This is a genomic window from Rhizobium sp. ERR 1071, from assembly GCF_007828675.1.
Lineage (GTDB): Bacteria > Pseudomonadota > Alphaproteobacteria > Rhizobiales > Rhizobiaceae > Rhizobium > Rhizobium dioscoreae.
Genome location: NZ_VITM01000001.1, coordinates 716,179 through 734,569 on the forward strand (window position 1 = coordinate 716,179; position 18,391 = coordinate 734,569).

17 protein-coding genes and 3 tRNA genes are annotated in these 18,391 nt (G+C 59.8%); 1 reads left to right on the forward strand and 19 read right to left on the reverse strand.

What is annotated here, in order from left to right:
* Positions 1 to 11: 11 nt before the first annotated feature.
* The 19 genes from FBZ99_RS03605 to FBZ99_RS03695 all read right to left on the reverse strand — a co-directional run bounded on the left by FBZ99_RS03605 (position 12) and on the right by FBZ99_RS03695 (position 17,581).
* Positions 12 to 776, reverse strand: coding sequence for a biotin--[acetyl-CoA-carboxylase] ligase (locus FBZ99_RS03605; RefSeq protein ID WP_113328972.1), 765 nt, complete (start codon positions 774 to 776; stop codon positions 12 to 14).
* Positions 776 to 2,218, reverse strand: coding sequence for an NADH-quinone oxidoreductase subunit NuoN (gene nuoN / locus FBZ99_RS03610; protein ID WP_069614967.1), 1,443 nt, complete (start codon positions 2,216 to 2,218; stop codon positions 776 to 778). Before nuoN ends, FBZ99_RS03605 begins: the two co-directional genes overlap by 1 nt.
* Positions 2,219 to 2,236: 18 nt before the next feature.
* Positions 2,237 to 3,748 carry an NADH-quinone oxidoreductase subunit M gene (locus FBZ99_RS03615; protein WP_069614968.1) on the reverse strand — a complete coding sequence of 504 codons (1,512 nt, stop codon included), beginning with the start codon at positions 3,746 to 3,748 and terminating at the stop codon, positions 2,237 to 2,239.
* The gene (nuoL, locus tag FBZ99_RS03620; protein ID WP_145631397.1) at positions 3,748 to 5,742 is read right to left on the reverse strand and encodes an NADH-quinone oxidoreductase subunit L; all 1,995 of its coding nucleotides are present in this window, start codon (positions 5,740 to 5,742) and stop codon (positions 3,748 to 3,750) included. Before nuoL ends, FBZ99_RS03615 begins: the two co-directional genes overlap by 1 nt.
* A 7-nt stretch (positions 5,743 to 5,749) precedes the next feature.
* Complete coding sequence (gene nuoK / locus FBZ99_RS03625; RefSeq protein ID WP_007689961.1) at positions 5,750 to 6,058, reverse strand: NADH-quinone oxidoreductase subunit NuoK; 309 nt, start codon at positions 6,056 to 6,058, stop codon at positions 5,750 to 5,752.
* 31 nt (positions 6,059 to 6,089) lie between these two features.
* Entirely contained in the window at positions 6,090 to 6,704 is a 615-nt protein-coding gene (locus FBZ99_RS03630; RefSeq protein WP_069614970.1) for an NADH-quinone oxidoreductase subunit J, read from the reverse strand.
* 149 nt (positions 6,705 to 6,853) lie between these two features.
* Positions 6,854 to 7,345, reverse strand: coding sequence for an NADH-quinone oxidoreductase subunit NuoI (nuoI, locus tag FBZ99_RS03635; protein WP_112511122.1), 492 nt, complete (start codon positions 7,343 to 7,345; stop codon positions 6,854 to 6,856).
* Positions 7,346 to 7,385: 40 nt separating this feature from the next.
* A complete protein-coding gene (gene nuoH / locus FBZ99_RS03640; protein ID WP_113328976.1) occupies positions 7,386 to 8,429 on the reverse strand; it encodes an NADH-quinone oxidoreductase subunit NuoH in 1,044 nt (347 codons plus the stop codon).
* Positions 8,430 to 8,441: 12 nt separating this feature from the next.
* Positions 8,442 to 10,523: an NADH-quinone oxidoreductase subunit NuoG gene (nuoG, locus tag FBZ99_RS03645; RefSeq protein WP_145631399.1), complete on the reverse strand. Its 2,082-nt coding sequence runs from the start codon at positions 10,521 to 10,523 to the stop codon at positions 8,442 to 8,444.
* A gap of 242 nt (positions 10,524 to 10,765) precedes the next feature.
* The gene (locus tag FBZ99_RS03650) at positions 10,766 to 11,524 is read right to left on the reverse strand and encodes a 5' DNA nuclease (RefSeq protein WP_113328978.1); all 759 of its coding nucleotides are present in this window, start codon (positions 11,522 to 11,524) and stop codon (positions 10,766 to 10,768) included.
* 9 nt (positions 11,525 to 11,533) lie between these two features.
* A complete protein-coding gene (nuoF, locus tag FBZ99_RS03655; RefSeq protein WP_069614974.1) occupies positions 11,534 to 12,838 on the reverse strand; it encodes an NADH-quinone oxidoreductase subunit NuoF in 1,305 nt (434 codons plus the stop codon).
* A 10-nt stretch (positions 12,839 to 12,848) separates the two neighbouring features.
* Positions 12,849 to 13,970: an NADH-quinone oxidoreductase subunit E gene (locus tag FBZ99_RS03660; RefSeq protein WP_113328979.1), complete on the reverse strand. Its 1,122-nt coding sequence runs from the start codon at positions 13,968 to 13,970 to the stop codon at positions 12,849 to 12,851.
* 15 nt (positions 13,971 to 13,985) lie between these two features.
* A complete protein-coding gene (locus FBZ99_RS03665; RefSeq protein ID WP_113328980.1) occupies positions 13,986 to 14,303 on the reverse strand; it encodes a hypothetical protein in 318 nt (105 codons plus the stop codon).
* Positions 14,303 to 15,493: an NADH-quinone oxidoreductase subunit D gene (locus FBZ99_RS03670; RefSeq protein ID WP_113328981.1), complete on the reverse strand. Its 1,191-nt coding sequence runs from the start codon at positions 15,491 to 15,493 to the stop codon at positions 14,303 to 14,305. Before FBZ99_RS03670 ends, FBZ99_RS03665 begins: the two co-directional genes overlap by 1 nt.
* Positions 15,494 to 15,562: 69 nt before the next feature.
* Positions 15,563 to 16,165 carry an NADH-quinone oxidoreductase subunit C gene (locus FBZ99_RS03675; RefSeq protein WP_069614978.1) on the reverse strand — a complete coding sequence of 201 codons (603 nt, stop codon included), beginning with the start codon at positions 16,163 to 16,165 and terminating at the stop codon, positions 15,563 to 15,565.
* Between the two features lie 18 nt (positions 16,166 to 16,183).
* Positions 16,184 to 16,765 (reverse strand): NuoB/complex I 20 kDa subunit family protein, encoded by a 582-nt coding sequence (locus FBZ99_RS03680; RefSeq protein ID WP_015339504.1) that lies wholly within the window; start codon positions 16,763 to 16,765, stop codon positions 16,184 to 16,186.
* Positions 16,756 to 17,121, reverse strand: coding sequence for an NADH-quinone oxidoreductase subunit A (locus tag FBZ99_RS03685; RefSeq protein ID WP_028754004.1), 366 nt, complete (start codon positions 17,119 to 17,121; stop codon positions 16,756 to 16,758). The genes FBZ99_RS03680 and FBZ99_RS03685 overlap by 10 nt, the downstream gene beginning before the upstream one ends.
* A gap of 258 nt (positions 17,122 to 17,379) precedes the next feature.
* Positions 17,380 to 17,456: transfer RNA gene (locus FBZ99_RS03690), tRNA-Asp, on the reverse strand.
* A gap of 48 nt (positions 17,457 to 17,504) precedes the next feature.
* Positions 17,505 to 17,581: transfer RNA gene (locus FBZ99_RS03695), tRNA-Asp, on the reverse strand.
* Between the two features lie 391 nt (positions 17,582 to 17,972).
* On the opposite strand from FBZ99_RS03695, the gene FBZ99_RS03700 reads away from it, so the two are divergent.
* Positions 17,973 to 18,048 (forward strand) — tRNA-Val (locus FBZ99_RS03700).
* Positions 18,049 to 18,391 lie beyond the last annotated feature (343 nt).

Here is an 18,391-nt window from a genome sequence, read left to right on the forward strand (position 1 = left end):
ATCCCCAACCATTATCTAAAGAAAACGTCGCCCGCCGCGATCGGCATGATCCTGCCGTCCTCGGTTTCGAGCATCAACAAGCCATTATCATCGATTCCCGAGAAATGGCCCGAAATCGAGCGATCCGGCAAATTTACCGTGATCTTTTCCCCGATGCCGCACGCAAATTCGCGCCAACGCGCGGTGATCTCGCGAACACCCTTGCCGCGGTTCCAGACACCGAGCGCCTCGGCCATATCGGCGTAAAGATGGGCAAACAGCTCGTCCGGCGACACCATCGAGCCCTGCTGCCTGAGGCAGGTGACTGGATACATCGGATTGTCAGGCATGACTGCAATGTTGATGCCGATGCCGATGACCAGCGCATAACGCCCATCCGGCAAAGCCTCGCCTTCGATCAAAATACCGCAGGTCTTCTTGCGGCCGATCAGGATATCGTTCGGCCATTTGATCTCTGCAGGTTCTGCTGCCAGCGGGAGCACGCCGCGCACCGCCTGATGCACCGCGACCGCGACCGCGAGCGGCAGCGAGCCGAGGCGGTCCATCGGAGCGGGATCGATCAAAAGGAGAGATGCATAGAGATTGCCGGCTTCCGAAACCCAAGGGCGACCGCGGCGACCGCGTCCACCCGTCTGACGCTCGGCGGTCACCCAAAGGTTCCCGGGATCGCCGGCACGTGCACGCTCGAGGCACACGCTATTCGTAGAGGACGTCTCTTGAAGGGCATCGTGCCGGAAGTCGGCGAGCGACTTCCGGCTGTTCATGTCAGACGCCATCAAAACAGTGTCGCAGCAGCGAGATCGGCCGCTCCGCCGATTGCACCGCCGAAGAAGACATAGGTGATGACGAACAGGCCGGAGAGACCGAAGACGAGGCGCAGCGAACCGGCCGTGCGCGTGAATTCGTCCTTGGCTTCATCGAACCACATTACCTTGATGACGCGCAGATAGTAGTAAGCGCCGACGACCGAGGCCAGAACGCCGATGATGGCGAGCGCATAGAGATGCGCCTGGATGGCGGCGACGAAGACGAAATACTTTCCGAAGAAGCCTGCGAGCGGCGGAATACCAGCCAGCGAGAACATCAGCGCCGTCAGAACGACCGCCATGAAGGGGTTGGTCGTCGAAAGGCCGGCGAGATCATCGATGTTTTCAACCTGACGGCCGTCCTTGCGGCGCATCGCCATGATGATGGCGAAGGAGCCGAGCGTCATGACCATATAGATGACCATATAGAGCATGACGCCGGATACGCCGGTTTTGGTGCCGGCGGCGAGGCCGACGAGCGCATAGCCCATGTGGCCGATCGACGAATAGGCCATCAGTCGCTTGAAATTGCGCTGACCGATCGCAGCGAAGGAGCCGAGCAGCATCGAGGCGATCGAGATGAACACGATGATCTGCTGCCAGTCGGCGAGCACCGGATGGAAGGCGGTGACGACGATGCGGGTCAGGATCGCCATGGCGGCAACCTTCGGGGCAGCCGCAAAGAAAGCGGTAACCGGCGTCGGCGCACCTTCGTAAACGTCCGGCGTCCACATGTGAAACGGCACGGCGGAGATCTTGAAGGCGAGGCCCGCAAGCACGAAGACCAGACCGAAGACGAGGCCGAGCGAACGGGTCTCGGCGCTGAGTGCAGTCGCGATCGCATCGAAGGTCGTGTGGCCGGTGAAGCCGTAAACCAGCGACATGCCATAGAGCAGCATACCGGAGGACAACGCGCCGAGCACGAAGTACTTCAGGCCAGCTTCGGTCGACTTGATGCTGTCGCGGTTGATGGCGGCCACGACGTAAAGGGCCAGCGACTGCAGTTCCAGCGACAGGTAGAGCGAGATCAGATCGTGTGCGGAGATCATCAGCAGAATGCCGAGGGTCGCGAGCACGAGCAGAACCGGGAACTCGAAGCGATCGAGCTGCTGCTCGCGCGCCTGGCCCATGCTGAGGAACATGGCGACGATCGAGCCGACCAGCGCGACGATCTTCATGAAGCGGGAGAAGCCATCGGCGAGATAGGCACCGCCATAGGCAAGCCCCTCGCCCGGCACGAAGATGATCCAGAGACCTGCCACCGCGAGGACCGCGATGGCAAGACCGGTGACCGTGGGTCCCGACCGCTCGCCCGAGAAGACGCCGATCATGAGCAACGCAAGCGCACCGACCGCGAGGATGAGCTCCGGAATGGAAAGATGCAGGCTTGCAAGAATTGTGTCAGCAGTCATGTCGAATAGGTCCCGTCATCAATTCATCGACAGCGCAACATTCTGCGCAGCGTGCAGGGCAGCGGTATAATTGTTCACCAGCAGATCCACCGATGCCGCCGTGGCATCGAAAATCGGAGCCGGATAGACGCCGAAGAGGATCGTCAAAGCGATCAGCGGATAGAGGATCAGCTGTTCACGCGGCGACAGATCCAGAAGCTTCTTCAGGTTTTCCTTCTCCAGCGCGCCGAAAATCACGCGGCGGTAGAGCCAGAGCGCGTAAGCTGCCGACAGGATCACGCCGGTCGCGGCAAAGAGCGCAACCCACGTATTGGCGCGGAAGACGCCGATCAGGGTCAGGAATTCGCCGATGAAGCCGGAGGTGCCGGGCAGACCGACATTGGCCATGGTGAAGACCATCATGGCGACGGCATATTTCGGCATGTTGTTGACCAAGCCGCCGTAAGCCGCGATCTCGCGGGTGTGGGTGCGGTCATAGATCACGCCGACGCAGAGGAAGAGCGCCCCCGAGACGATGCCGTGCGACAGCATCTGGAAGATCGCACCCTGGACGCCCTGCTGGTTGGCCGCGAAGATACCCATCGTCACGTAGCCCATGTGGGCGACCGACGAATAGGCGATCAGCTTCTTGATGTCGTCCTGCATCATCGCCACGAGCGAGGTGTAGATGATGGCGATGACCGAGAGTGCGAAGACGAGCGGAGCGAAATATTCCGAGGCGTTCGGGAACATGCCGAGCGAGAAGCGGATGAGGCCGTAGCCGCCGAGCTTCAGGAGAACGCCTGCCAGGATGACCGAGCCTGCCGTCGGCGCCTGAACGTGTGCATCCGGAAGCCAGGTGTGAACCGGCCACATCGGCATCTTCACGGCGAAGGAGGCGAAGAAGGCGAGCCATAGCCAGGTCTGCAGCTGCGGCGGGAACTTGTAAGCGAGCAGCGTCGGGATGTCGGTCGTACCAGCCTGCCAGTACATCGCCATGATGGCGAGCAGCATCAGCACGGAGCCGAGCAGCGTGTAGAGGAAGAACTTGTAGCTGGCGTAGACGCGGTCCTTGCCGCCCCAGACGCCGATGATCAGGAACATCGGGATGAGGCCGGCTTCGAAGAAGACGTAGAACAGCACGATGTCAAGCGACACGAACACGCCGATCATCATCGTCTCAAGGACGAGGAAGGCGATCATGTAGTCCTTCAGGCGCTTTTCGACCGAGAGCCAGCTTGCCAGCACGCAGAAGGGCATCAGGAAGGTCGACAGAATGACGAACAGCATGGAAATGCCATCAACGCCCATGTGATAGCTGATGCCACTCGTCAGCCATTCATGCTTTTCGACGAGCTGGAAGCCCGGATTGGCGTTGTCGAACCAAATCCAGACGAAGAGCGACACGATGAAAGTGACGATAGTCGTCGCCAGCGAAATGTTCAGGACGTTCCGGCGGCCGTTGGCGCCGTTCTCCTGCGTGAACAGCAGAAGGAGAACGCCGACCAGCGGCAGGAAGGTGACCGTTGAAAGAATGGGCCAATCGGTCATCAGAGGGAACTCCCGAGCATCATCCAGGTAACGAGGGCTGCGATACCGAGGAGCATCGCGAAGGCATAGTGATAAAGGTAGCCGGTCTGCAGGCGCACGACGCGGTTGGTGACATCGACGACGCGGGCGGCGATGCCGTTCGGGCCGATGGTGTCGATGACCCCGATGTCGCCCTTCTTCCAGAGGAAGCGGCCAAGCGCCTTGGCGGAGCGGACGAAGAGGAAGTCATAGAGTTCGTCGAAGTACCACTTGTTCAGCAGGAACTCGTAGAGGACGCGCTGCTGCTGAGCGAGGCGGCGCGGCGTTTCCGGCGACCTGATGTAGAAGTACCAGGCGGTGACGAGACCGAGGAGCATGGCGATGAAGGGGCTGAGCTCAACCCAGACAGGCGCATGTTCCATTTCCTCGAGGATCTTGTTGTCCGGGAGCGTGAACAGCGCATGCTTCCAGAATTCCTCGTAGGCGTGGCCGACGAAATCGGCGTTGAAATACATGCCCGCAGCAACGGCGCCGATCGCCAGCAGGTAAAGCGGGATCAGCATGACATTCGGCGATTCATGCACGTGGTGCATCACCTCGTGCGAAGCGCGCGGCTTGCCGAAGAAGGTCATGAAGATCAGGCGCCAGGAATAGAAGCTGGTAAACATCGCGGCGATGACCAGCAGCGTGAAGGCGAAGCCGGCGGCTGCGTTGTGCGAGGCGAAGGCTGCCAGGATGATCGCATCCTTCGACAGGAAGCCGGCGAAACCGATATGGGTCAGCGGAATGCCGACGCCGGTGATCGCCAGCGTGCCGATGATCATCATCCAGAAGGTCTTCTGAATATGCGGGCGCAGGCCACCCATGTGGCGCATGTCCTGCTCGCCGTCGACGGCGTGGATGACCGAGCCGGCGCAGAGGAAGAGCAGAGCCTTGAAGAAGGCGTGGGTGAAGAGATGGAAGATCGCAGCACCGTAAGCGCCGACGCCAAGGGCTACGAACATGTAGCCGAGCTGCGAACAGGTCGAGTAAGCAATGACGCGCTTGATGTCGTTCTGCACGAGGCCGACGGTCGCGGCGAAGAAGGCCGTGATCGCGCCGATGACGGTAACGAAGGTCAGCGCATCCGGCGACAGTTCGAAGATCGGCGACATGCGGGCGACGAGGAAGACGCCTGCGGTGACCATGGTTGCCGCATGGATGAGCGCCGAAACCGGCGTCGGGCCTTCCATGGCGTCCGGCAGCCAGGTGTGCAGCAGGAACTGCGCCGATTTACCCATTGCGCCCATGAAGAGCAGCAGGCAGACGGCTGTCAGTGCGTGGCCGCGATCGAGATGCATGCCGAGAAAATTGAGCACGATATCGGTCGGCTGGCCGCCCTGCCCGGAAGCGAAGCTCTGGGCATTGCCGAAAATCACATCGAAATTGATCGAGCCGAAGAGGACGAAGACGCCTGCGATGCCGAGAACGAAGCCGAAGTCGCCAACGCGGTTGACGATGAAGGCCTTCATCGCAGCGGCCGAAGCGGACGGCTTCTTGAACCAGAAGCCGATCAGCAGATAGGAGGCGAGACCGACGCCTTCCCAGCCGAAGAACATCTGGGCGAGGTTGTCGGATGTCACCAGCATCAGCATGGCGAAGGTGAAGAGCGAGAGATAGGCGAAGAAGCGCGGACGATGCGGATCGTGATGCATGTATCCGATCGAATAGACGTGAACCAGGGTCGAAACCGAGTTCACGACGATCAACATCACAGAGGTCAATGTGTCGACGCGCAGCGCCCAGGAAACGTCGATGCCGCCGGACTGGATCCAGCGCAGGACTTCGACCTTGATCGGGCCATCAGTATGGCCAAGCGCCACCGTAAAGAAGACGATCCATGAAAGGACGGCCGCGATGATCATCAGGCCGGTGGTAACATATTCCGAAGCCTTGGCGCCGATCGCGCGGCCGAAAAGGCCGGCGATAACAGCACCAATCAGGGGAAGAAAGACGATAGCCTTATATAAGAACATAGCTTTATCAGCCCTTCATCACGTTGACGTCTTCGACAGCGATCGAGCCGCGGTTACGGTAGAAGACGACGAGAATTGCAAGACCGATTGCAGCTTCAGCCGCAGCGACGGTCAAAATGAATAGAGCGAAAACCTGGCCGACGATGTCGTTGAGGAACGACGAGAAGGCGACCATGTTGATGTTGACGGCGAGCAATATGAGTTCGACCGACATCAGGATGATGATGACATTCTTGCGGTTCAGAAAGATACCGAAGACGCCGAGCACGAAGAGGATGGCGCTGACCGTGAGGTAATGGGAAAGTCCGATGACCATGTTCTTGTTCCTTTGATCCTCGTGCCTCGCCTCAGACGCCCTGCCCCGGCTTGACCTTGACCACCTCGACGGCGGTCGCGGGCGTGCGGGCGACCTGTTGGGAAATGTTCTGGCGCTTGATGTGCGTGCGATGCTTCAGCGTCAGCACGATTGCGCCGATCATCGCGACCAGCAGAACGAGGCCAGCGATCTCGAAGAAATAAACGTAATTGGTATAGAGCACGTCGCCGAGGGCGGCGGTGTTCGTCCGCTGCGTCAGGGCCGGGATCGGCATGGCGACGGTCTTGGCAACGGTCGGCGAGATGACGCTGCCGCCGATGACGACGATCAGCTCTGCCGCCAGGATAACGCCGATCAGCGCGCCGATCGGTGCGTATTCCAGAATGCCGGCCCTGAGCTCGGAGAAGTCGATATCGAGCATCATGACGACGAAGAGGAAGAGAACCGCCACGGCGCCGACATAAACGACCAGCAGGATCATCGCCAGGAACTCAGCCCCCATCAAGAGGAAGAGGCCGGCCGCGTTGAAGAAAACCAGGATGAGGAACAGGACCGAATGGACCGGATTCCGCGCCGAGATGACCATGAACGCCGACGCCACAGCGACAAAGGCGAAGATATAGAAAAAAAGAGCCTGCAGACCCATGTTGGTGCCTTTTTCGTCTTCCCCCGGGCAGCCGGGAGTTTCCCTGCCCGATGGAGCTCGGCCGGACGACAGGTCCGACAAAACTCCGGTCTAGATTCAACCGCGACGGCGACAATCGGCCGCCCGTCGCGACATATTCAGAATTCCGCTCAGCGGTATGGCGAATCCATCGCGATGTTGCGCGCGATTTCGCGTTCCCAGCGGTCGCCATTGTCCAAAAGCCGCGCCTTGTCGAAATAGAGCTCTTCGCGGGTCTCGGTGGCGAATTCGAAGTTCGGCCCTTCGACGATGGCGTCGACCGGGCAGGCTTCCTGGCAGAAGCCGCAATAGATGCACTTCACCATGTCGATGTCGTAACGCACCGTGCGGCGGGTGCCGTCGTTGCGGCGCGGCCCGGCCTCGATGGTGATGGCCTGGGCAGGACAGATGGCTTCGCAGAGCTTGCAGGCGATGCAGCGCTCTTCGCCGTTGGGATAGCGGCGCAGCGCATGTTCGCCGCGGAAGCGCGGGCTGACCGGCCCCTTTTCGAAGGGGTAGTTGATCGTTGCCTTCTGCTTGAAGAAGTAACGCATCGACAAAAAGAATGCGCCGACAAATTCCTTGAGGAACAGCGAGCTGACGGCGTTGGAAATTCCGGCCATCTTCAACCTCCAAATCTGCTTGAAGCGAGGATCGACATCATCATGCCCATCCCGTCAGCTTCAGCACGAATGCAACGATAACGACCATGGCGAGCGACAGCGGCAGGAAAACCTTCCAGCCAAGGCGCATGAGCTGGTCATAGCGGTAGCGCGGCACGAAGGCCTTCACCATCGCGAACATGAAGAACACAAAGCACGACTTCAGCAGGAACCAGACGATGCCCGGAACCCAGTTCAGGATCCAGATATCGACCGGGGGCAGCCAACCGCCGAGGAATAGGATCGTCGTCAGCGAGCACATCAGGACGACGGCGGCATATTCGCCGAGCATGAACATCATGTAAGGCGAAGAGCCGTATTCGACCATGAAGCCGGCAACCAGCTCCGATTCCGCTTCCGGAAGGTCGAAAGGCGGACGGTTCGTTTCAGCGAGCGCCGAAATGAAGAACACGATGAACATCGGGAAGAGCGACAGCCAGTGCCAGTCGAGGAACGAGGCCGGCAGGCCGAGCTTGGTGCCGAGGCCGGTCTGCTGCGACAGCACGATATCCGTCAGGTTCAGCGAACCGACGCAGAGCAGAACGGTGACGATGACGAGGCCGATCGAAACTTCGTAGGACACCATCTGCGCCGCCGAACGGAGCGCGCCGAGGAACGGATACTTCGAGTTCGAAGCCCAGCCGCCCATGATGATGCCGTAAACTTCGAGCGACGAGATCGCCAGAATGTAGAGGATGCCGACGTTGATATCGGCGACGACCCAGTTCTGCGCAACAGGCACGACGGCCCAGGTCGACAGCGCCAGCACCACGGAAACCAGCGGCGCCAGCAGGAACACGGTCTTGTTGGCGCCGGCGGGGATGATCGGCTCCTTGAACATGAACTTCAGCAAGTCAGCGAAGGACTGGAACAGACCGAAGGGGCCGACGACGTTCGGGCCGCGGCGCAGCTGGACGGCTGCCCAGATCTTGCGGTCGGCAAGCAGAATGTAGGCGATGAAGATCAGCAGGCAGACCAGGAGCAGCAGGGACTGGCCGATCATGATCAGCGCCGGCCAGAGATAGGTCGAAACGAATGAATCCATAGTCCTCTGCCCTTACTCTGCCGCAACGCGGAAATTGTTGCGGGCCAATGCCGAGCATTCGGCCATGACAGCCGACGCGCGCGTTATCGGGTTCGTCAAATAGAAGTCTTTGATCGGCGAAGCAAATGCCGATTTGCCCATCGTGCCGGCTTTTTTCGCAAGTGCGGCAATTTGGGCGCTATCGCCTTCCGCAATCTCGTCGATCCCGGCGAAATGCGGGAAGGCTGCATAGAGCTTGGCCCGCAATTCTCTCAGCGAATCAAAGGGAAGCTTCTTGCCGAGCACGTCGGAAAGAGCACGGATGATCGCCCAGTCCTCGCGGGCGTCGCCCGGTGCGAAACCGGCACGGTTGCCCATCTGGACGCGGCCTTCGGTATTGACCCAGGTACCCGACTTTTCGGTATAGGCGGCCGCCGGAAGGATGACATCGGCGTTCTGAGCGCCGTTATCACCATGCGAGCCGATATAGACCGTGAACTTCGCGCCCTTGCGGCTGAAGTCGAGTTCATCGGCGCCCAGCAGGAAGAGGACGTCCATCGACGACAGCATGGTGGCGGCATTGACGCCCTTTGCGCCCGGCACGAAGCCGAGATCAAGGCCGCCGACGCGCGCAGCTGCCGTGTGCAGCACGGCAAAACCGTTCCAGTCTTCCTTGACGACGCCAACGGCGGCAGCGAGTTTGGCGGCATTTGCCAGAACCTCGGCACCATCTTCACGGGTGAGAGCGCCCTGGCCGATGATGATCATCGGCTTCTGAGCGTTCTTCAGGACGTCGGCGAAGCTGTGCGAGCCACTGACGAGATCGGCCAGCGTGTCCGGGCCTGCGCCGAGATAATCATAGGAGTAGCGAAGATCTGCAGCTTCACCGATCACGCCGATCGGGAACTTGCCGCGGCGCCAGCGCTTGCGGATGCGCGAATTCATGACGGCCGCTTCGAAGCGCGGATTAGCACCAACGATCAGCAGCGCGTCAGCGGCTTCGATACCCTGGATGCTCGGGTTGAAGATGTAGCTTGCACGGCCAAGCGACGGATCAAGCGCCGTCCCGTCCTGGCGACAGTCGAGATTTTCCGATCCCAACGACTTCAGCAGCTCGCCGAGGGCGTACATTTCCTCGACCGAAGCGAGATCGCCGGCGACCGCGCCGATCTTGTCGCCGCTGGTGGCGGAAACGGCAGACTTGATGGCGGCGAAAGCGTCGCTCCAGGTCGCCGGCTGCAAGCGGCCGTCCTTGCGGACATAGGGCTTGTCGAGGCGCTGCGTCTTCAGGCCGTCCCAGATGAAGCGGGTCTTGTCGGAGATCCACTCCTCGTTGATCTGCTCGTTGACCCTCGGCAGAACGCGCATGACTTCACGGCCGCGGGTATCGACGCGGATCGCCGAGCCGAGAGCGTCCATGACGTCGATCGATTCGGTCTTGTTCAGTTCCCACGGACGAGCCGTGAATGCGAAAGGCTTGGAGGTCAGAGCGCCGACCGGGCAAAGGTCAACGACGTTGCCCTGCAGCTCGGAGGTCATCGCCTGCTCGAGATAGGTGGTGATTTCAGCATCCTCGCCGCGGCCGATGAGGCCGAGTTCGGAGATGCCGGCAACTTCCGTCGTGAAGCGGACGCAGCGCGTGCAGTGAATGCAGCGGTTCATCACGGTCTTGACGAGCGGGCCGATATACTTGTCTTCGACCGCGCGCTTATCTTCCTGATAACGAGAGGAGTCGATACCGAAGGCCATGGCCTGGTCCTGCAGGTCGCATTCGCCGCCCTGGTCGCAGATCGGGCAATCCAGCGGGTGGTTAATCAGCAGGAATTCCATCACGCCTTCGCGGGCCTTCTTGACCATCGGCGTGTTGGTAAAGACTTCCGGAAGCTCGCCGTTCGGGCCGCCGCGAATATCGCGCACGCCCATGGCGCAGGATGCCTGCGGCTTCGGTGGGCCACCCTTCACCTCGACGAGGCACATGCGGCAATTGCCGGCCACCGACAGTCGTTCATGGAAGCAGAAGCGCGGGACTTCGGCACCGGCTTCCTCGCACGCCTGGATAAGCGTGTAGTGATCCGGAACTTCGATCTCTTTACCGTCAATCTTCAGTTTAGCCATCGTCCACTCAGTCCTATGTCACGTCTCCAGCCCAACCTGGCCGCAGACAATTTCATGATCGCAAACCGGGTTGCCATCGGGGCGGCTGAAACGCCTGATAGCACCGGCTTGCTCACAATAAGCTTTGCTGAATCTTGTCCCCGCAAGACCAGCTTTGCGACCGAAACACTGCGGACATCTCCACAATGATCTCACCCGCATTCATTCACCCTCCCCGGCAGCAATCTAGCCGAGGAAAAATCTCAGCTCCGGCCCTTCGGCAGCAGCGCCTTCGCCTGGCCAACCCAGTCGTCGCGCCGGATGCGGCCGTCGAAGCCAAGCTCCGTGTCGATCCGCTCGATATCGGCATCGCTCCAGGCGGCAATATCGGCAAATCGCTTGATGCCCCGTCCGTTCAGCACCTGCTCAAGCTTCGGACCTATGCCGGAAATCCGCTTCAGGTCGTCAGCCTTCTCAGCCGCCTTGCGGCCGCGCGCAGGAGCCGCCTTTGGGGCAACCGGTGAAGCGGCTTCAGCCTTCGCCGTCTTCTTTGCAGTTGTCGTCGCGGCCTTGGGCGCGGCAACTACGGGCTTCGGCTCAGCCTTCTTTAAGCCAACCGCCTTCTGCTTGGCAGCAGCCGGCTCCGATGCGACTGGCTTCGGCGCAGCTGTCTTGACAACGGGCGCTGGCTTTACAGGCTTTGCGTCCCCTGCCCCGCCATTCGCAGCAGTCGGCTTCGCAACGGCTTCAGCCTGATGCTTTTCGTCTTCCAGGGCTTCGGCCAATTTGGTGGTCGCTTCAACGGCACCCTGGAAAGCGCCAAGAAATGCGCCGGCCAGTTGCGAGGTAAAGCCGAAACCGATTGCGGTCGCAGCGGCTATGGCCGCGGCCGGATGGGCCATCAGCGGATGGATCGGCATGATCGGCGCATTCCCAAATATATCGGCAGCGGCGCGGCCGAGATCGGCCGATGCACGATCGGTCGCTCCGCTGTCCTGCCTGATATCGTTGGTCTTCGCCATCTTCGATCCTTATTCGGCTGCTTCCAGAACCGCGCCGTGGCTCGTCGCGTTGGCGGTGTACTGGTCGATGCGCTTTTCGATCTCGGGACGGAAATTGCGGATCAGGCCCTGAACCGGCCATGCGGCTGCGTCACCGAGCGCACAGATGGTATGACCTTCGATCTGCTTCGTCACCTGGAACAGCATGTCGATTTCGCGCTTCTGGGCGTTGCCGCGAGCCATACGCTCAAGAACGCGCCACATCCAGCCCGTACCTTCGCGGCACGGCGTGCACTGGCCGCAGCTTTCATGCTTGAAGAAGGCCGAGATGCGGGCAATCGCCTTGATGATGTCGGTCGACTTGTCCATGACGATCGCCGCAGCCGTGCCGAAGGATGACTTGACTTCGCGCAGGCCGTCGAAATCCATCGGGCAGTCGATGATATCGGCCGCCGGAACGACCGGACACGATGCGCCGCCGGGGATGACGGCAAGCAGGTTGTCCCAGCCGCCGCGGACGCCGCCTGCATGCTTGTCTACCAGCTCGCGGAAGGTGATGCCCATGGTTTCTTCGACCGTGCAGGGACGGTTGACGTGGCCCGAGATCATGAAAAGCTTCGTGCCGACATTGTTGGGGCGGCCGAAGGAGGAGAACCAGCCGGCGCCGCGGCGCAGGATCGTCGGTGCTACGGCGATCGACTCGACATTGTTGACCGTCGTGGGGCAACCGTAGAGACCCATATTGGCCGGGAATGGCGGCTTCAGGCGCGGTTGGCCCTTCTTGCCTTCCAGGCTTTCCAGCAGCGCGGTTTCCTCGCCACAGATGTAAGCGCCGGCGCCGTGATGAACGAAAACATCAAAATCCCAGCCGAGCTTGTTGTTTTTGCCCAGCAATCCGGCATCGTAGCACTCGTCGATGGCAGCCTGCAGAGCTTCGCGCTCGCGCATGTATTCGCCGCGCACATAGATATAGGCAGTATTCGCGCCCATAGCGAAGCCGGCGATGACGCAGCCTTCGATCAGCGTATGCGGATCGTGACGCATGATGTCGCGGTCCTTGCAGGTGCCAGGTTCGGACTCGTCGGCGTTAACGACGAGATAATGCGGGCGCCCGTCGCTTTCCTTCGGCATGAAGGACCACTTGAGACCGGTCGGGAAGCCTGCACCCCCGCGGCCGCGAAGGCCGGAAGCCTTCATCTCGTTGATGATCCAGTCACGGCCTTTTTCGAGGATTTGCTTCGTGCCGTCCCAATGGCCGCGCGACATCGCGCCCTTCAGGGATTTGTCCTTAAGGCCGTAGATATTGGTAAAGATGCGATCCTGATCCTGTAACATGCTTCACCTCTTACCGCGGCTTCTTGCCGAAGACCTTGATATATTCCGCTTCGCCACCCTTAGCGAGTGCCTCAGCCTGCCTGACCCAGTCGTCGCGCTCGATCCGGCCCTTGAAATTCAGATAGCCGTCGACCCAATGACGCTCGGCCTCATTCCAACTGGCAATCTGCGTGAAGGTGAAGATACCGAGCTCATGCAAGGTCCCTTCGATCTTCGGGCCAACGCCTGAAATGAGCTGCAGATTGTCCGGCTGCGCGGGTCTTTCGACACCGGCGGGACGATTTTTGTCGTCGAGCGACGGCTTTCCGGCAGCGGGTTCCGCGGCTGCAGTGCCCGAAAGCGGCTGCGTTTCGGCCGCTTTGGCATTCTTGGCTGCTTCCTTCGGCGCCGTCGCCGGCGTCTTCAGGCTGGGATTGGTTTCGGCATCCGTGCTTTTTGCGCGGCCGGCTTCCGACGGCGGGATCGATACGGCGTCGGCAGTGGCCTTGGCCGTCTTGCTTGCGACACTCTTTGCCTTCGCCTCATCCGAAAGCAGCGACGTCAAGCCGCCTTCCGGAGCGGAGAAAACGCGATCGATCTGCGGGCCGGTCTGAATCTCATGGCCCTTGCCTGCGGCGAATGCATCGATGATTTCTTCGAGACGTGCCGGCGTCAGATCCTCATAGGTATCTTTGCCGATCACCACCATCGGTGCGTTGACGCAGGCGCCCTGACATTCGACTTCTTCCCAGGAGAGCGTACCGTCGGCATTGCGCTCGAAAGCGTGATCGTTGATCCGGCTCTTGCAGACCTTGATCAGCCCCTCGGCGCCGCGCAGCATGCAGGGCGTGGTGCCGCAGACCTGAACGTGGGCGCGCGTACCGACCGGGTGCAGCTGGAACTGCGTATAGAAAGTCGCGACTTCGAGCGCGCGGATATAGGCCATGTCGAGCATGTCGGCGATCGTTTCGATAGCCGCCTTGGTGACCCAGCCTTCCTGCTCCTGCGCACGCATCATCAGCGGGATGATCGCGGATTGCTGACGACCATCAGGATATTTCTGAATCGTCTTTTCAGCCCAGACCGCATTCTCCGCATTGAAAGCGAAGGCGGCAGGCTGGAATTGATCTTCGGCTAGTCGACGAACGGACATCTTTCACGCCTTATCTCAGTTTAAGGACCCACACCGCGTATTCGTCAGAGACGAGAATTCGCAGGCATAGGCCGACTGGTCTTTCTGCATAAACACAACAAACTTACCGCCATTCGGCACAGCGGCCTTGATCTCGTAACCGCGGGAAAGGAGGTCACCCATGGTCGAATCTCCGCCCGACGTAACCTCGCTTCCACTTTTCGCAGAATTCGAATTGATCGAATTCGAATTCTGCAGGTTGATGCTCGGCAGGCCCTGCGTCTTGCCGGTCTGCTGTGCCGAAGCACCGCAGGCGACGAGAAGCGCTGGAATGAAGACCTGCCAGGCTCGCATCAACGATCCACCTCACCGAATACGATATCGAGCGAGCCGAGCACGGCCGCGACGTCGGCGAGCTGGTGGCCGCGGCACATGAAGTCCATGGCCTGCAGATGCGCATAGCCCGGCGCACGGATCTTGCAGCGATACGGCTTGTTGGAACCGTCCGAGACGAGATAGACGCCGAATTCGCCCTTCGGCGCTTCGACAGCCGCATAAACCTCGCCGGCGGGCACGTGATAGCCTTCGGTGTAAAGCTTGAAGTGGTGGATCAGCGCTTCCATCGAGCGCTTCATCTCGCCGCGCTTCGGCGGAACGACCTTACCATCGAGCGACGAAACCGGTCCGGTCTTGGCATCACCCAGCAGGCGATTGACACACTGCTTCATGATGCGGACGGCTTCGCGCATTTCGATCATGCGGATGAGGTAACGGTCGTAGCAGTCGCCGTTCTTGCCGATCGGAATGTCGAATTCGAGATCGGCGTAGCATTCGTAAGGCTGTGCCTTGCGCAAGTCCCAAGCAGCACCCGAGCCGCGGACCATGACGCCGGAGAAGCCCCAGGCCCAACAGTCTTCCAGCGAGACTACGCCGATATCGACGTTACGCTGCTTGAAGATACGGTTACCGGTCAGGAGATCGTCGATATCGTCGAGCGCCTTCAGGAAGGGATCGCACCAGTCGCCAATATCCTGCACGAGCTTTTCGGGAAGATCCTGGTGAACGCCACCCGGACGGACGTACGCTGCGTGCATGCGCGAGCCGGAGGCACGCTCATAGAACACCATCAGCTTTTCGCGCTCTTCGAAGCCCCAGAGCGGCGGCGTCAGCGCGCCGACGTCCATGGCTTGCGTCGTGACGTTGAGGAGATGCGACAGGATACGGCCGATTTCCGAATAGAGCACGCGGATCAGCTGACCGCGGATCGGAATATCGATGCCGAGCAGCTTTTCGACGGCCAGCGCATAGGCGTGTTCCTGGTTCATCGGCGCCACGTAGTCGAGGCGGTCGAAATAAGGAACAGCCTGAAGATAGGTCTTCGATTCGATCAGCTTTTCAGTGCCGCGATGCAGCAGGCCGATATGCGGATCGACGCGTTCCACAATTTCGCCGTCCAGTTCGAGGACAAGACGCAAAACGCCGTGCGCAGCCGGGTGCTGCGGGCCGAAATTGATGTTGAAGTTGCGAACGTTATGTTCTGTCATGGCGGCGATGCTCGCGTTTTCAGAATGTCAGAGGATGGCAGGCTGGAAAGCCCGCCACACGCCATCAAATTATGCCTTCGCCTTCTCGTCGCCGGGCAGCACATAATCGGTGCCCTCCCATGGAGACAAAAAGTCGAAGTTGCGGAATTCCTGCTTCAGCTCTACCGGCTCGTAGACAACGCGCTTGGCGGCGTCGTCATAACGAACCTCGACGAAACCGGTCGTCGGGAAGTCCTTGCGCAGCGGATGGCCTTCGAAACCATAATCCGTCAGCAGGCGGCGCAGATCCGGGTGGCCGGTGAAGAGAACGCCGTACATGTCCCAGGTTTCACGCTCGAACCAATCGGCACCGGGATAGACGCCGCAAGCGGAGGGAACGGGCTGATCTTCGCCGACGGGAACCTTGACGCGAATGCGCAGGTTCTTCTTGGGCGACAGCAGATGGTATACCACGTCAAAACGCTCGGCGCGCTGCGGCCAGTCGACGCCGCAAATATCCGTCATGTTGACGAAACCGCACTTGGCGTCGTCACGCAGAAAGGTCAGCAGGGCGATAACGTTTTCGGTCGTCGTCGTCACGTTCAGCTCGCCGTACTTGATCTCGCTCGAGGAAATCAGGGCGCTGCGAACTTCCGTGAGGTAGGCGGCGAGTTCGTTCAGGGCTTCACTCATAGTACCTTGTCCCCTGCCTTACCGTTCGATCGTGCCAGTGCGCCGGATCTTCTTCTGCAGCAGAAGCACGCCGTAAAGCAGTGCCTCCGCCGTGGGAGGACAGCCCGGAATATAGATGTCGATCGGAACGACACGGTCGCATCCGCGAACGACGGAATAGGAATAGTGATAGTAGCCGCCGCCGTTGGCGCAGGAACCCATCGAAATGACGTAACGCGGCTCAGGCATCTGGTCATAAACCTTGCGAAGCGCGGGCGCCATCTTGTTGGTGAGCGTGCCGGCGACGATCATGACGTCGGACTGGCGCGGCGACGCGCGCGGCGCAAAACCGAAGCGCTCCACGTCATAACGCGGCATGGAAACCTGCATCATCTCGACAGCGCAGCAGGCAAGTCCGAAAGTCATCCACATCAAGGAACCGGTACGGGCCCAGTTGATCAGCTCATCGGTGGAGGTGACCAGAAAACCCTTGTCGGCGAGCTCGTTGTTGATTTCGCCGAAGAACGGATCGTTGCTGCCGACCGGCCGGCCGGTTGCGGGATCGATGATCCCCTTCGGCTGTGGCGCCACGAGCGTCGTGTTGCTTGGGGCTACTCCCATTCCAGGGCTCCCTTCTTCCATTCATAGATAAAGCCGATGGTCAGCACCGCGAGGAACACCATCATCGACCAGAACCCGAACCAGCCGATGGCGCCGAAGGATACGGCCCACGGGAAAAGGAAGGCGACTTCCAGATCGAAGATGATGAAGAGAATCGATACGAGATAGAAGCGGATATCGAACTTCATGCGGGCGTCATCGAATGCATTGAAGCCGCATTCGTAAGCCGACAGCTTTTCCGAGTCGGGCGCCTTGAAGGCGACGGCGAACGGCGTGATCAACAGCGCCAGGCCGATTACCACGGCAATACCAATGAAAATCGCTATCGGAATATAGGAACTGAGCAGTCCAGTCATCATGTCCATCCCTGCTTGCGATCAGCGCCGGGGCGGCGCATCTGAGCAAATGCCCAGCAAGCGAAAGAGCGTTGCAACAGAGCCGTGGTTAGCGCAGGCGGAGCGCGCGCGCAAGCCTTTTGAATCTGTCTGTTAGGGTACTATCGAGCGGTAGATATCAATGTGTTGCGACGGCAACGCGACAAATCAGCGCTGGCGCGAAAAGGCTCCTTCGCAATCGCAATAAATTGATGTTTGATTGTAATGGCTTGGAGAGAATGGCGCGAGTGACGGGGCTCGAACCCGCGACCTCCGGCGTGACAGGCCGGCACTCTAACCGACTGAGCTACACCCGCGCATTGTTTGGCCTTTCAGCCGGTGCAGATCCGAAATTTGCCTTGAAATGGCGCGAGTGACGGGGCTCGAACCCGCGACCTCCGGCGTGACAGGCCGGCACTCTAACCGACTGAGCTACACCCGCATTTCATTTCAAGCATTCCAGATGCTTCCGCACCCATCAAAGCGGCCCTCGCCGTTCGATGAGCGGCTAACTACGGGGTTCGTGTTTGGGTGTCAAGCAGGTTTGAATACAAATCGATGACAGAGTGCGAATTGTTTTGGACAAGCTCGCCCGCAACTTTCCGTTCCGGCGATTTAACATGGCAGGTTCCCGCTCCACGCATTTCATTGGCGCCTGATATGCACAGGAGCAATCCAGCAAGCCTCACATCTGCTCATGTGGATGACGACGGCCGGAGAGGTGTAAAATTCAAAAAAATCAAAAAATCTTCACAAACACTCTTGCGGTTTGTCGTCGTTCCGCATAGATCACGGCCACCGAACGCGGCGGGCCAACGACCCGCTTCGCAGAAGGGCGATTAGCTCAGTTGGTAGAGCGCCTCGTTTACACCGAGGATGTCGGGAGTTCGAGTCTCTCATCGCCCACCATTATTCACATATTTGATTGTCAGTTTGAATGATCTGCGGCTGTAGGCAGCAATCACGATGAGCGCCTTTGTGTGCCCGACATCTGTGGCTCAGTAGTTGCCGAGAATGATGACGGCCAGAAGCACCACGGAAACAAGCACGAGGGCTGCTATGATAACAAGCAGCTCCTTCAACATGAATCGTTCCATCTTGCTGTCATCCATGGCGTTTGCTCCCGGCAAACCGTTATCCACATTCATTCCCAGTGTCGAATCGCTGCGCTGAGTTCTGTATCAGTCCACATGTAAGTGGCCTCGTTGTCAATTTCAGCCTGAAGACCCTCGCAGGGGCAACTATTCCTCTT